The following is a 13,734-nucleotide window of genomic DNA, read 5'->3' as shown; positions in this document are numbered from 1 at the left end:
ACCGGCATGCCGGTCTTTTTCTGTTTTCAAACCACAACCTATCTTTAAATTGGCAATGGTTTATTATGATGGTTTTCCCTTAAACCATTTAGCTTGTATCAATGCCACACAACCCAATCACTCTGGACATTCTTCGCGCTCTCAAAGCCATTGATAGACATGGAAGCTTTGCGGCCGCAGCAGAAACCCTCAACAAAGTCCCTTCGGCTCTCACATATACCATTCAAAAAGTCGAACAGGACCTGAATTTGGCTCTATTTGACAGAACCGGGCATAAAGCCCAGATGACAGATGCAGCAAAACTATTGCTCAGGGAAGGACAAAAAATACTCGACCAACTGGATATCCTGGCAACCAATGCAAAGCAGGTCGCAAATGGCTGGGAAGTCGTTTTCACCGTTGTATTTGACACCACTATAGATATTGCCCAACTATTTCCTGTTATCAAAGAGTTTCAGAATGTAGCTCCTTTTGTCAGAGTAAAACTGAAAGAAGAATCTCTCTCGGGCTCATGGGAAAGCATTCAAAACAACCATGCCAACCTATTGATAGCTCCCCGAATAGGATTACCCTTGGACGCCGATCACCTGGAAACAAAGGAAGTCGGCGACATGGAATTTATCCTTGCTGTAGCTCAAAATCATCCACTGACAACCTACCCGCAACCCGTTCCACACCAGGAGCTATCTAAGTTTCCAGTTGTTGTCATTCCCGACTCCACCACAAAAACTCAGACCATGTCAGCAGGGCTGAGCCACCAGGAAAGGCATTTTTATGTTCCAGGGATGACAGAAAAAATAAAAGCTCAGGTAGCCGGTTTAGGAATAGGCTACCTTCCGAAGTTCAGAATTCAGAATGAACTTGAAAATGGCTCTCTGGTTGAAATACAGACATCGGACAATCGAACATCTCAGGGAAAACTACTACTTGCCTGGAGAAAAGATAACAACGGAAAGGCTTTAGAGTGGTTTATAAAGAGGCTATCCAACAAGTCCTTGCTTGAATAAGCACAAAAAAAGCCAGCGATTGCTGGCTTTTTTATCACTGAAAGACTTCTTAGAAAGAGTAAGAAGCAGACAGTTCAATTTTGTTAGTAGTTGACACGTCAGCCTCTTTTTTCTTGGACTGATAGTCGTAGTCAGCAGCGTAAACAACACCTACTTCACTGGTGTAAGAAACGCCCAGACCGATAGCTGGAGAATCAACATCTTCCGCATCCAGATCATCAACTTCGACCTCAGCATATGCTGCATAAGCGTCTTGAGCATAAGCAACTTCACCATAGAGTATGTCGCCGCTATCATCAAGACCATCATTAAAGTAGTAACCAGAAACGGTAATTGAACCAAAGCCAGCCGCACCTCCGACTTCTACCTCAAGACCATCATCGGTTTCAGTGCTGTTATCAAGAACAACCGCATAGGCGCTAATAGTATCAGTAATGTTAACATCAGCCTGGACAGCAAACTCTGTGTCTTCATTTAGACCAGAATTAGCTTGAATTTGACCATCGCCAGCAACGCTATTCAATGCAGCCTTTAATGTTACCATTCCCAAATCAGCTGTTACTCCCGCCCCAATAAAAGTAGAAGAAACAGTCTCACCACCAGCATTCCCATTATCCAGATATTGAGCTTCAACATCTAAAGTAACGGTGTCCATTTCATAATGGTAGTTAACACCTAAACCGAAGTCGATTTTGTCGTGCGCCAGATTATCATCGAATTCGTTACCTTGGCCATCTGTACCAGCACTATCTGCATCAGCACCTTCAAGTTGCACACTCAACCCATTAGCAGAGTAACGAATTCCAACATCGGGCTCAAAATCGTCACCATCTTCCATTTCTGCTTCTTCAGCACCGATATACTCATCGGTTACAGTAACCTCTCCAACCTGACCAAAAGAAATAGGACCATCAGTAACGATAATATCATTAACAGTTACTTCGGCTGTCTGATTACCGGCTGTTTTGATACCATCAATACTAATATTGGCAGAGAAAGGACCATGAACAACATCCAGATCCATCATCAGACCATAGAAGTCACCATCATCAATATCATCATCACCATCATCATCTTCCAGAGTATCGACATCACGGGTGTCATCACCCTTGAAATCAAAAACTGCACCAGCACTCATAGTGCCATAGAAAGTATATGATGTTTCTGTATCGGCAGCAGCAGCTTGTCCGGTGATTGCAGCAGCCAAAGCTGTCACTGCAAAACCAGAAGCAATCTTAATCGCTTTCATTCAAGATTCCCCTTTATTATTATCAACCCGGATTTTACCGGACAGACTATATTGAATAACCGGTCATTAATGCTTCTTTCGTTTGAGCAAAACAGAAAGGCAAAAACGCTAGTTATCTCTTTTATCGTTATAAAATTTGCAACGGCCATATTACACACTCATTGCAAAAATAAAAGCCAAACCTTATTCCTTCTTTACAACTATCTTGAGATAGCTCAATGACAGTTGTGCAAAACTCCTAACAAGCTAACGACACCTAAAGTTGGCAAGAGTTCCTATCAAACCAGAGGCTATATTTTTGGTCAAGCCATCAAATACATTTTTTTTATTTATTTCTGACACTTAGAGTCGAAAATTTACGTATTTAAGTATTGAGTTTCCACCTAATATCAGCACCAAAAAACAAGCTAAACGAAAGATGAACAAGACTCAAAAAAGTCTCCGAGAAAGACACACTATTAAAAATATACAACCCCAAAGGACTATAAAGTTTTGATTTTTTTATATCTCATTGATTTTATTGTTATTTTTAAGCTTTAGCTGAAACGTATATAGAGAACAAATAAAAGTCAATAGCATTCGCCGTCAACAGAAGGCACTTTACCTTGACATAGTCAAATCAACAGGCAAAAAAAGAGAGGCTGATAGCCTCTCTTTTTTGTAACATGCTTATTTTAAGCGACACTACATCTCTTCAAAAAACTTTTTAACCCCATCAAACCATGTTTTGGTTCTGGGAGAATGCGATTTACCTTCCATCGATTCCTGAAACTTTCTGAGTAACTCTTTTTGAGACTCATTCAGCTTAACCGGCGTTTCAACCACCACCTTACATATCAGGTCACCCATTACCGTAGAGCGTATGGGTTTTACCCCCTTACCACGCAAACGAAATAGTTTGCCGGTTTGAGTTTCAGGTGGGATTTTGAGTTTGACACGGCCATCCAAAGTCGGAACTTCAAGCTCACCACCTAAAGCCGCATCTGCAAAACTAATTGGTACCTCACAGTGCAAATTAGCCCCGTCACGAACAAATATAGAATGTTCTTTGACATGCACCTGGACATATAGGTCTCCAGCAGGTCCACCATGCAAACCAGCTTCACCCTCTCCCGAAAGCCGAATACGGTCACCGGTATCAACACCAGCAGGGATTTTTACATTCAGGGTTTTGGTTTCACGCACAGCACCACGTCCGTGACAAACCTGACATGGATCCTTAATGACCTTGCCGGAACCACTACAGGTTGGACATGTCTGCTGCACAGAGAAAAATCCCTGCTGCATTCGAACCTGGCCAACACCACCACACGTTGTACATGATGTAGTGCCGCTACCTTTCTTAGCACCTGAACCATCACAGGATTTACATGAAACCAGTGTTGGCACCTGGAGGCGCTTGTCTATTCCTCTGACAGCCTCTTCCAGAGACAGCTCAAGATCGTATCGGAGATCACTTCCCCTTTGAACATGAGAGCGACGTCCACCCGCAGCATTACCAAATATATCCCCGAAAACATCACCGAAAATATCGCTAAAGCTACCATGGCCACCACTTTGGCCACCAAATCCACCCTGACCATCCACACCGGCATGACCAAACTGATCATATGCGGCACGCTTTTGGTCGTCCGCCAACACCTCATAAGCTTCACTGATTTCCTTGAACTTATGCTCTGCTTCAGCGTCCCCTGGATTACGATCCGGGTGGAATTTCATAGCCAGCTTACGGTAGGCCTTTTTTATCTCTTTGGGATCGGTGCCTTTGGCAACACCCAGGACTTCGTAGTAGTCTCGTTTCGACATATGCTTTGGTTCAATCCACGTAATTAAGGCGGCTAAGGCCGCCTCAACTTAAACACTTATACCTTATTTATCGTCCTTAACCTCTTCAAACTCAGCATCCACCGCATCATCACCTGCAGATGAGGAAGATCCTTCCTGAGCTTGTTCTGCCGCACCAGCATCTTTAGCTGACTGCTCAGCATACAGCTTCTGTGCCATATTCGCTGAAGCATCGGACAATGCTTTGGTTTTCGCTTCAATATCATCCTTATCATCGGTCTTCAAAGCAGCTTCCAGCTCTTCAATGGCTTTTTCTATAGCGGCTTTCTCCTCAGAGTCGATTTTGTCTCCCGCTTCCTCCAACGTTTTCCGAGTTGCGTGAACAAGACCATCCCCTGTATTTCTAACCTGCACAAGCTCTTCAAATTTGCGGTCTTCGTCAGCATGAGCTTCTGCATCTTTTACCATCTTATCGATTTCATCATCACTCAAACCCGAAGATGCTTTAATAACGATGGACTGTTCTTTTCCAGTCCCCTTATCCTTGGCCGACACATGCAAAATACCGTTGGCGTCAATATCAAATGCAACTTCAATTTGCGGTACACCACGAGGCGCAGGTGGAATATCAGATAAATCAAATCTGCCAAGCGACTTGTTCTGGGAGGACATTTTACGTTCACCCTGTAACACATGAATAGTCACTGCGGTCTGATTGTCATCTGCGGTTGAAAACACTTGTGTTTTCTTAGTCGGAATAGTTGTATTTTTCTCAATCAACGGAGTAGATACACCGCCCATTGTCTCAATGCCCAGAGTCAAAGGCGTCACATCCAACAATAGAACATCTTTGACATCACCAGCCAGTACAGCCCCCTGAATAGCAGCACCAATGGCCACAGCTTCATCAGGATTTACATCTTTACGGGCTTCTTTACCGAAGAAGTCTTTAACCTTGCTCTGTACCAGAGGCATACGAGTTTGACCACCAACCAGAATAATTTCGTCAATATCAGAAATTTCCTGATCGGCATCTTTTAAAGCAATTTTGACAGGCTCTAAAGAACGGTTAACCAAGTCTTCAACCAGACTTTCTAGTTTTGCCCGGGTTACCTTAACATTCAAATGCTTCGGCCCACTTGCATCAGCGGTAATATATGGCAAATTCACATCTGTCTGCTGACTGGAAGACAACTCAACCTTGGCCTTCTCTGCGGCTTCTTTAAGCCTTTGCATCGCCAAAGGATCACCTTTCAAGTCAATACCAGAGTCTTTCTTGAATTCTTCTGCCAGATAATTAATCAAACGAAGGTCGAAATCCTCACCACCTAAAAAGGTATCGCCATTGGTCGAAAGAACCTCGAATTGGGTTTCGCCATCAACGTCAGCAATTTCAATAATGGAAATATCAAAGGTACCACCACCAAGGTCATATACTGCGATGGTCCGGTCACCTTTGCCTTTATCCATACCATAAGCCAGCGCTGCTGCGGTTGGCTCGTTGATAATCCGTTTTACATCCAAGCCGGCAATTTTACCAGCATCTTTAGTTGCCTGACGCTGACTGTCGTTAAAGTATGCGGGAACAGTAATCACTGCTTCTGTGATTTTTTCGCCCAAAAAGTCTTCGGCAGTCTTTTTCATTTTTTTCAAAACTTCAGCAGATACCTGGGGAGGCGCTTTTTTGTCGCCTTTTGCTTCCACCCATGCATCGCCATTGTCTGCTTTGACAATCTTATAAGGAACCATGTTGATGTCTTTTTGCACAACATCGTCCTCAAAACGACGACCAATCAGACGCTTAACCGCAAAAAGTGTGTTGGTCGGATTGGTAACCGCTTGCCGTTTAGCAGGTTGACCAACCAATACCTCTCCATCGTCGGTAAATGCCACAATCGAGGGAGTTGTACGATCACCTTCAGAGTTCTCAACAACTTTTACTTTGTCTCCGTCCATAATAGAGACACAGGAATTGGTGGTTCCCAGGTCAATACCAATAATCTTTGCCATATTTCACTATCTCCTAAATTCTAGATGGGGTTTTACCCGAATTCTCATTGCTTGCCAGAATAATTGGGCTTTTTGTAAGGCTTTCAAGCCTGCTCATCGATTGTTTTTTGACCACCACCTTTACTGACCATTACCATTGCCGGACGCACCAGACGACCTGACAATGTATACCCTTTTTGCATAACGGCAATTACGGTATTGGGTTCAACTTCAGGGTTATCAACCATAGACATTGCCTGATGTAACTGCGGGTCAAAAGGCTCCCCTTCAGGGTTGATAGCTTGCACATCAGACTTATTAAGAGCACTGGTAAACAATCCCAGTGTCATATTAACCCCTTCGAGAACAGGGTTTGAATCACGCTCTTCCTGCGGCGCAGCCTCCAGTGCCCGTTCCAGATTATCCATAACCGGCAACAGCTCCTTAATCAGTTTCTCCTGACCGAACTTATGGGCCGCCTCAACATCTTTTTCCATACGTCGACGAAGATTCTGCATATCCGCATGAACCCGTAACAGTTGTTCTTTCAGGGCTGCGATTTCTTCGGCAGCCTCACCGCCACCTTCCGTCCCATCGACAGTTTCATCAGCAGCTCCCTGCTGCTCAGGTTGTGATTCCTGCTGAAGCAGCTCTTCAGATTGGCCTTCTCCCGCCCCCTGATCAACAGTCTGATTTTCTGTTGTCATCTCTAGTATTCTCCGAAGTTAATATAACCAGTTAATGGCGCACTTATATCGGGTCATTGAAGTCAATTTCAACAGTTGCACTTCATTGTTCTATACTGTATTTATAGACAGTATATATATTCAAACAGGTGAAACTGTGCTTACCCATCTTCACATCAGCAACTTTACGATTGTTTCCGAACTGAATATTGAACTTCATAAAGGAATGACAGCTGTTACCGGTGAAACCGGAGCCGGCAAATCCATCATGCTCGACGCCCTTGGTTATGCGCTGGGCAACCGGGCCGAGAGTGGTGTTGTCCGTCCAGGAGCAGAAAAAGCGGATATATCAGCAACCTTCATGTTAGAGCACATTCCATCTGCAAAAGCATGGCTAATCACCCAGGCGCTTGAAAATGGCGAAGCAGAATGTGTGTTGAGAAGAGTTATCACTTCTGAGGGCCGCTCCAGAGCATTTATTAACGGAAAACCGGTACCAGCCCAACAATTAAAAGAGCTGGGAGACCTGGTTATTGATCTCCATAACCAGCATGAACACCATTCGCTTCTGAATACTGATGTCCAGCGCCGTCTGTTGGATGAATTCGGTGGCCACGAAAAGCTAGCAAAAAAAGTGGCTGATGCTTATCAGGAATGGCGAAAACTCCACCAAAAGGTCCAACAAACTCAGAAAGCGCAAGACGAAAAGTCCGCTCGCCTGCAACTATTGCAATATCAACTCGATGAGTTGGAGGCATTAGACCTTAAGGACAACGAATTGCAGGCACTTGAGCAAGAACAAACACTGCTGGCCAATGGTGAAAACACGGTCAAGACACTGAGCCAGGTCATTTCCAGCTGCGAGGGAAATGAATCCACCCCAGGAATTCTGGATGCATTACGATCTCTGAATCAACAATTACAGACGTTAAAATCAGAACAACTCAGAGATATCTTAGAAACTTTTTCATCAGCACAAATCATGATTGATGATGGCCTGAAAGAACTAAGCAACTTTCTTGATAACTTCGAAGTTGACCAACGTCGTCTGGCTGATGTGGATCAACGTCTGGCCACCATTTACGACCTGGCCAGAAAACACCAGATCCATCCTGACCAGCTATTGGAGACATTTCGGGCATTAGTAAAGGAGTCCGAGTCCTTGAAAGATGATGAATTCAATCTGGAACAATGGAACAAAGAACTCGAAGAACTCCAGGATGCTCATCAGCAGCTGAGCAGTCAGCTTACTGAAAAACGTACCAAAGCGAGTACCAGACTGGCAAAAGAAGTTACTCAACAGCTCCAATTGCTATCCATGAAAGGAGCTCAGTTGAAAGTACAACTGACTCCCCTGGCAGACAAACGCTTTGCCATCTTTGGCAACGAAGAAATTGAATTTCTTATACAAACCAACGCTGGGCTGTCTTTTGGTCCTATTCAAAAAATAGCATCCGGGGGCGAACTCTCACGTATAAGCCTTGCAATACAGGTCGTTTGTGCCCAAAAAAGCCAGATACCAACACTGATCTTTGATGAAGTTGACGTTGGAATCAGCGGTGCCACTTCTGAAATCGTAGGCAGGATGTTGCGTCACCTGGGCGAGAAAGGTCAGGTACTCTGTGTTACTCATCAGCCGCAGGTCGCTAGTCTGGGGCATCATCACATACAGGTTAGTAAAGCCATTACCCGTTCAGGCAACACCGAAGTTAAACTCAATTATGTAACAGAAAACTGTCGCGTAGATGAAGTGGCAAGACTATTGGGAGGAGTGGAACTGACCCCGCAAACCATTGCGCATGCTCAGGAAATGTTGGTAAATGGGCAAAAAATGCACTAACAATATTCTACTGAAATACCCATCACAATTGCCGTATTTCAAAAAACACGCTATACACTTTTGGTTTTGGCGATAACTGGATCTCCCGTTCTGACTTCCACAACCACGATCTGCATCACTGCCATAAGCAATCCCTTCGAAATCAATAATTTATGTGGAAAAACTGTTGAACAGACTGAAATCTCTACCCTGGAAGCAAACATTTCATCTGGCATGGCCTGTGGCTTTAGCCAACCTGTCCTTCCCTTTACTGGGCCTGGTTGATGCTTCGGTATTGGGTCACCTGGATAACCCGATATTCCTGGCAGGCGTAGCTCTGGGTTCCAGCTTGATTGCTTTCGTTTTCTGGGGTTTTAATTTTCTGGCTATGGGTCTCTCCGGTGTCACTTCAAGCGCCTACGGCGCCCACAACTCAAGTGAGATCAAAACCCATCTGACTCAATACGCCATAATTGCCAGTATTCTCATATCTCTGTTGTTATTGCTGCACAGACCTTTGATTGAAATAGGCCTGCAATTCATGAACTCCAGCCCTGAGGTCGAACAACAAGCCCGCATATACCTGCAAATTCGAGCTTGGGGCATTCCAGCCATGATTTTTAACTCCATGCTGATTGGTTTTTTCACTGGCATGCAAAATACTCGCATTGGCCTCTATACCGTTTCCGTTTCTCAGGTAATCAACCTGGTGCTCAATGTTGTACTGGTATTTCGCTTTAACATGTCAACAGATGGGATTGCATTAGGCACCGTCATTAGTGAATACATTGGAGTTGTCTTTATTTTTATAGCCTTGTTAAAACTCTACAAACGCCTGGGAGGGACAATAAGGTGGCAATTGTTACTGAATATCGGCTACTACAGATCCATGCTGGCGACCAGCTTTAACTTGCTTATCCGCTCATTCTTGCTGTTATTCAGCGTGACCTGGCTCAATAAACTTTCAGCTCAAATCAATGATCAAACACTTGCTGTGAACGCAGTATTGCTATCTTTATTTACATTGGTATCCAACACACAGGATGCTACAGCCTCAGCAGCTGAAGCTCAGACAGGATTGGCACTGGGAGCCAGGGATCAACAAAAACTTAAAGAAGTGCTTGTTACAACCGGCATACTGGCATTTGTTTTTTCAATTCTCCTGAGCCTGATATTTATTGTACTCAAAGACATTATTATTCACCTGATGACCAATCAAACTGATTTACGGAATTTAATCAGTCACAACTTTATATGGGTACAAATACTGCCACTGCTGGCTTTTCTGGCTTTTTGGCTGGATGGGGTATTTATCGGGGCAAGGCTATCTGGAGATATGAGAAACAGTGTTATCGCAGGATTCTGCTGTTTCTTCTTAATCAGTCATTTTATTCCACATACCCCTGAGGCAGTTTGGTGTAGTTTTTGTCTGACTTATCTTGTGCGCAGTGCATGGCTACTAAGAATGTTTTTGAAAAAAATATGGAAAAAAATCGTGTTAGGACAACAGGAAGAATATTCCCTGAATAACTCAAGGAACATTCACGATATATAGAAAATTATTTTTTAAGAAGCTGTAAGACCTTAGCTTTGATTTCTGCAATGTCGCCATCACGATAACCAGCGTGAACCATTCTAACCACTCCCTGCTGATCAATAATATAGGAAGTTGGCATCGCCTCTACACCATAAGCCTCTGGTAGTTTTCCTGAACTATCCGCTGCAATCGGGTAATCCACAGGGAATTGCTTCAGAAACCCGAGACCATCCTCAGCATTTTCGTCCAAATTCACTGCGACAACCTCAAAATCACGACCAGCCAATTCGGCTCTCAGCTTATTGAGCTCTGGGAGTGATTTTCGACACGGCCCACACCAGGAAGCCCAAAAATCCAGATAAACCACCTTACCGCGAAAGCTTCGTAACTCAACAACATTACCACCGGTCAAAGATTTTGCCTTAAACAACGGCGCACTATCCCCTTCAGACAAAGCCAGAGACCAAGAAGCCGACAGCAACAAAAAGAACGCAATAGCTAACTTTTTCATTAATTTAAATCCCAAATTCCAATACATATACACAAGCCTAACACATTGTTTTTTTTCTCATATAATGCATTTGATAGAATTTGAGAGGGTATTCACGAAGTACTAAAAAATAATGTTTTGATACTAATCAACCTCTGGGTTTGACGTATAACACCAGATTATGATCAATCAGGTCATAACCGTATTTATCTGCAATCCGTTTCTGTAAAGCCTCGATTTCTTCATCAACGAACTCAATCACTTCACCAGAATCAATACAAACCATATGGTCATGATGATCACCATCGGCCAACTCAAATACAGAATGCCCGCCATCAAAATTATGCTTGGTTACCAGCCCTGCACTCTCAAATTGGGTCAAAACCCGGTACACAGTCGCCAGCCCCACATCTTCTCCAGACTCAAGAAACGACTTATACACATCTTCGGCGCTCATATGGCGGTTTTCAGATTCTTCAAGCATCTGCAGAATCTTCAGCCTGGGCACGGTAACCTTTAAACCAAGTTTACGTAATTCTTTAGGCTTGTCCTGTGTCATGACTTTATACTCTTCTAGTTCCCATATGATGACGGTATTATGGACCCTTCAATTTTTGAGTCAAAGATTTAGCGAATGCGAATTTTCTTTATAACCTTACTCACAGTCTGTTTATTAACCGGCTGCATTCTCGCCCCTTACCACGTTGAAGTACCACAAGGAAACCTAGTATCCAAAGAAATGCTTGCCCAACTGGAGCCAGGCATGACGCCCGAACAGGTGAAATTTATTATGGGTACTCCAGTCCTGAATACAGACATAACTCCCGATGAATGGCTGTATTACTATCGGAACACCGTGGGCGGTCAGGCTACAACGGAACAAACCATCACACTAACCTTCAAGAATGGACTGCTCAGCACGATCAATGGAGAATCTGAGTTCAGCGAAGATGACCTGTAATACAAGAATGCCCGAACCTGAATTTATTCTTCATCACGGGCCTTTTTGGCAGCCCGATTAGCACGGGCCTGTTTTGGATCTATCAGTAGCGGCCGGTATAGCTCAATACGCTGGCCTTTCTGTACCCGCTGAACCTTCGGCTTTGCTACTCGTTTACCAAATATCCCCATAGCCTGGCTTTCAAATTCAATTTCCGGAAATTCCCTGTCAATCCCGCTTTTTACCGCTGCGTCAAATACCGTGGTTTCATCATCGACCTGAACCGTAATAATTTTTTGTTTTTGCGAAGTTCCGTACACAACCTCAATCGAAAACTCTTCAGCCATAGATCTGATCCGCTCTTTGACAAAAACTACTTACCAACTGCCCTCCGATCTGCGACATCACAGTACCGACAGCCTTCCCTAACAACTTGTTTTCAGGTTCAAATACCAAATGAAGACTGACTTTGCATCCGCTCTCACCCAACGGTCTAAAATGCCACTCTCCAACCAGGTTTTTAAAAGGCCCTTTTTCAAGCTGCAACGTTATAACCTCTGCAGTCACCAGCGTGTTGCGGGTTACCAAAACCACTCTAACCCCTAACTTGGACAACACCAGTTCAGCCAGCATGTGCGATTCAGACTGTTCAAACACCTGGGTACTGGCGACCCCATCCAAAAACTCAGGGTATCTGGCCACATCATTGACCAAGGTATACATCTGCAATGGTGAATACCTGACCAATGCGGAACGATCAATCACTACGGCCATTAACGCCTAAACTCCAAATAAATCTTGCGAATGCCAACCAACAGAACCCCAACACACAACACCAGCAACAGAATCATATCTGGTTTTAATAACAGGTACTGTTCAAGGGAAGCGAAGAATAGCAGCAGGATAGCCACGATGGAAACAAAGCGAAGAGCCTGACGCCAGAGGGCATACCGTATGGGGTGCGATGGTCGAATCTCTTCAATCAGCTCTCCTGGCAACATTACCCAACCGACAAATAAAGCCATCATAAACCCCACTAACGGAACCAGTAATGTCGAAGAGATAAACACCAGGCTTTCATAAATTGTCATACCATACCAAAACCAACCAGCGAGGCGACCAAATGAAAGCTGCCCCATCCAGGCCAGTAACAAAACCAGCATCCCCACAATGCTCGCAGCGATAGTCCTGTTCAGATGAAAACGTTCAACCATCATACGAGTCCCTGGTTCCAACAGAAACAATGCAGAGGTTATACCTGACAGCAGCATAAACCCCCAAAAGATTAGCCCCCAGAAATAACTCAGATGACTGGGCAACCACTGAAACAGCAGGACCACTTCATTACCTTCCTCCAGAGCCTGACCAATATGACCCCAAACAAAAAATGCCACTGCAATGCTGACAATGAGATCTGACAACGCCACAGTAATACCTGCCCATCCGATCGACTGCCCCTTATCCATAAAAGAACCACATGCCCATATGGCCCCAACACCGATACCCAAGGTATAGAACGACTGCCGGATAGCTAGCAACACCGACTGCCAGCTGATATCCGAAGTACGCCAGGCAAAAATCTTCTTTGCGGCGTATCCCAAATCCGCACTGTTTACAACACTACCGCCCATGAAAACCACCGCAAGCAACAACGCAGGTACCATTAGCACGACCACAGGCTGATAACCCGCCTTTAGCCCCAGAGCGGTGACAATAATCAGAAACGCGATAATGATCGCCTGAATATGAATCAACCCATCAGCATCACTCATTAGGTGAAAGAAATACCTTAAAAAATGATCAGGTTGACGAATATCCGACAAATCCAGCCAATGCCAGAAATAAGCCGCAGCCCAGGATGATACAACCAAATAAACCGCCGCCGTTAAAATACCCGCCAACACCGAAAAATGTCCCACCAGCGCCCAAATACGATGCCCATGACTCTCCAGCACCATAGCTTCCATCCCATACACAGGACTCTGACGAGACCGCCTCGCCAATGCCATTTCTGCCATCACGACGGGGATAGCCACTAAAAACTTGCAGCCTAGATAAAGAACCAGAAATGCGCCGCCCCCCTCACTTCCGACCAGAATCGGAAAATTAAGCAGATTACTGAAGCCTATAGCCGAACCTGAAATCGCCAGCAACATGACCCATCGGTAGCTGAAACGTTCATACTGGTAGTGTCCAAAAACCAAAAAAAGCTCCTGATTTAGAAAAAGCTAT

At 44.4% G+C, this 13,734-nt stretch carries 13 protein-coding genes; 4 read left to right on the top strand and 9 right to left on the bottom strand.

All coding sequences use genetic code 11. The annotated features are described in order from the left end of the window. Nucleotides 1-101: 101 nt before the first annotated feature. The gene (locus tag ACQY6I_RS15895; RefSeq protein WP_428242482.1) at nucleotides 102-1,007 is read left to right on the top strand and encodes a LysR family transcriptional regulator; all 906 of its coding nucleotides are present in this window, start codon (nucleotides 102-104) and stop codon (nucleotides 1,005-1,007) included. A gap of 49 nt (nucleotides 1,008-1,056) precedes the next feature. Here ACQY6I_RS15895 and ACQY6I_RS15890 read toward each other — a convergent pair whose 3' ends face one another. The 4 genes from ACQY6I_RS15890 to grpE form a co-directional block, all read right to left on the bottom strand. After that, nucleotides 1,057-2,256: a hypothetical protein gene (locus tag ACQY6I_RS15890; protein WP_428242481.1), complete on the bottom strand. Its 1,200-nt coding sequence runs from the start codon at nucleotides 2,254-2,256 to the stop codon at nucleotides 1,057-1,059. A gap of 684 nt (nucleotides 2,257-2,940) precedes the next feature. Continuing rightward, nucleotides 2,941-4,062 carry a molecular chaperone DnaJ gene (gene dnaJ, locus ACQY6I_RS15885; protein ID WP_428242480.1) on the bottom strand — a complete coding sequence of 374 codons (1,122 nt, stop codon included), beginning with the start codon at nucleotides 4,060-4,062 and terminating at the stop codon, nucleotides 2,941-2,943. Nucleotides 4,063-4,125: 63 nt separating this feature from the next. Then, nucleotides 4,126-6,051 (bottom strand): molecular chaperone DnaK, encoded by a 1,926-nt coding sequence (gene dnaK, locus ACQY6I_RS15880; protein ID WP_428242479.1) that lies wholly within the window; start codon nucleotides 6,049-6,051, stop codon nucleotides 4,126-4,128. An 83-nt stretch (nucleotides 6,052-6,134) separates the two neighbouring features. Next, entirely contained in the window at nucleotides 6,135-6,737 is a 603-nt protein-coding gene (gene grpE / locus ACQY6I_RS15875) for a nucleotide exchange factor GrpE (protein ID WP_428242478.1), read from the bottom strand. A 136-nt stretch (nucleotides 6,738-6,873) separates the two neighbouring features. Here grpE and recN point away from each other — a divergent pair, with 136 nt between their 5' ends. Both recN and ACQY6I_RS15865 read left to right on the top strand, forming a co-directional pair. Continuing rightward, nucleotides 6,874-8,556, top strand: a complete 1,683-nt coding sequence (gene recN, locus ACQY6I_RS15870) for a DNA repair protein RecN (RefSeq protein ID WP_428242477.1) — start codon at nucleotides 6,874-6,876, stop codon at nucleotides 8,554-8,556. A gap of 166 nt (nucleotides 8,557-8,722) precedes the next feature. Then, nucleotides 8,723-10,090 (top strand): MATE family efflux transporter, encoded by a 1,368-nt coding sequence (locus ACQY6I_RS15865; protein WP_428242476.1) that lies wholly within the window; start codon nucleotides 8,723-8,725, stop codon nucleotides 10,088-10,090. A gap of 4 nt (nucleotides 10,091-10,094) precedes the next feature. On the opposite strand, the gene ACQY6I_RS15860 is transcribed toward ACQY6I_RS15865, so the two are convergent. Both ACQY6I_RS15860 and fur read right to left on the bottom strand, forming a co-directional pair. Then, nucleotides 10,095-10,583, bottom strand: a complete 489-nt coding sequence (locus ACQY6I_RS15860; RefSeq protein WP_428242475.1) for a TlpA family protein disulfide reductase — start codon at nucleotides 10,581-10,583, stop codon at nucleotides 10,095-10,097. 127 nt (nucleotides 10,584-10,710) lie between these two features. Further along, on the bottom strand, nucleotides 10,711-11,121 hold the full coding sequence (gene fur, locus ACQY6I_RS15855; RefSeq protein ID WP_428242474.1) for a ferric iron uptake transcriptional regulator: 411 nt from the start codon (nucleotides 11,119-11,121) through the stop codon (nucleotides 10,711-10,713). Nucleotides 11,122-11,196: 75 nt separating this feature from the next. Between fur and ACQY6I_RS15850 the strand changes: the two genes are divergently transcribed. Continuing rightward, nucleotides 11,197-11,523, top strand: coding sequence for an outer membrane protein assembly factor BamE (locus ACQY6I_RS15850; RefSeq protein WP_428242473.1), 327 nt, complete (start codon nucleotides 11,197-11,199; stop codon nucleotides 11,521-11,523). Between the two features lie 23 nt (nucleotides 11,524-11,546). Here the strand turns inward: ACQY6I_RS15850 and ACQY6I_RS15845 are convergent, their stop codons facing one another. Genes ACQY6I_RS15845 through ACQY6I_RS15835 form a run of 3 tightly spaced genes read right to left on the bottom strand, consistent with a single transcriptional unit; the run spans nucleotide 11,547 to nucleotide 13,706 of the window. Beyond that, on the bottom strand, nucleotides 11,547-11,849 hold the full coding sequence (locus ACQY6I_RS15845) for an RnfH family protein (RefSeq protein WP_428242472.1): 303 nt from the start codon (nucleotides 11,847-11,849) through the stop codon (nucleotides 11,547-11,549). Further along, nucleotides 11,842-12,276 carry a type II toxin-antitoxin system RatA family toxin gene (locus tag ACQY6I_RS15840; protein WP_428242471.1) on the bottom strand — a complete coding sequence of 145 codons (435 nt, stop codon included), beginning with the start codon at nucleotides 12,274-12,276 and terminating at the stop codon, nucleotides 11,842-11,844. The genes ACQY6I_RS15845 and ACQY6I_RS15840 overlap by 8 nt, the downstream gene beginning before the upstream one ends. Then, nucleotides 12,276-13,706, bottom strand: a complete 1,431-nt coding sequence (locus tag ACQY6I_RS15835; protein WP_428242470.1) for a sodium-dependent transporter — start codon at nucleotides 13,704-13,706, stop codon at nucleotides 12,276-12,278. The genes ACQY6I_RS15840 and ACQY6I_RS15835 overlap by 1 nt, the downstream gene beginning before the upstream one ends. Nucleotides 13,707-13,734: the final 28 nt, after the last annotated feature.

The sequence above is a fragment of the Gynuella sp. genome (assembly GCF_050297175.1).
Taxonomy (GTDB): domain Bacteria; phylum Pseudomonadota; class Gammaproteobacteria; order Pseudomonadales; family Natronospirillaceae; genus Gynuella.
The sequence above is the reverse complement of the archived record's forward strand: the minus strand, read 5'-3'. Positions and strand labels throughout refer to the sequence as shown.

Excerpts from the sequence above, each read along its gene's own strand:
- fur (WP_428242474.1), bottom strand. The coding sequence starts at position 11,121 with ATGACACAGGACAAGCCTAAAGAATTACGTAAACTTGGTTTAAAGGTT.
- ACQY6I_RS15890 (WP_428242481.1), bottom strand. The coding sequence starts at position 2,256 with ATGAAAGCGATTAAGATTGCTTCTGGTTTTGCAGTGACAGCTTTGGCT.
- dnaK (WP_428242479.1), bottom strand. The coding sequence starts at position 6,051 with ATGGCAAAGATTATTGGTATTGACCTGGGAACCACCAATTCCTGTGTC.
- ACQY6I_RS15850 (WP_428242473.1), top strand. The coding sequence starts at position 11,197 with ATGCGAATTTTCTTTATAACCTTACTCACAGTCTGTTTATTAACCGGC.
- dnaJ (WP_428242480.1), bottom strand. The coding sequence starts at position 4,062 with ATGTCGAAACGAGACTACTACGAAGTCCTGGGTGTTGCCAAAGGCACC.
- ACQY6I_RS15845 (WP_428242472.1), bottom strand. The coding sequence starts at position 11,849 with ATGGCTGAAGAGTTTTCGATTGAGGTTGTGTACGGAACTTCGCAAAAA.
- ACQY6I_RS15840 (WP_428242471.1), bottom strand. The coding sequence starts at position 12,276 with ATGGCCGTAGTGATTGATCGTTCCGCATTGGTCAGGTATTCACCATTG.
- ACQY6I_RS15895 (WP_428242482.1), top strand. The coding sequence starts at position 102 with ATGCCACACAACCCAATCACTCTGGACATTCTTCGCGCTCTCAAAGCC.
- ACQY6I_RS15860 (WP_428242475.1), bottom strand. The coding sequence starts at position 10,583 with ATGAAAAAGTTAGCTATTGCGTTCTTTTTGTTGCTGTCGGCTTCTTGG.
- grpE (WP_428242478.1), bottom strand. The coding sequence starts at position 6,737 with ATGACAACAGAAAATCAGACTGTTGATCAGGGGGCGGGAGAAGGCCAA.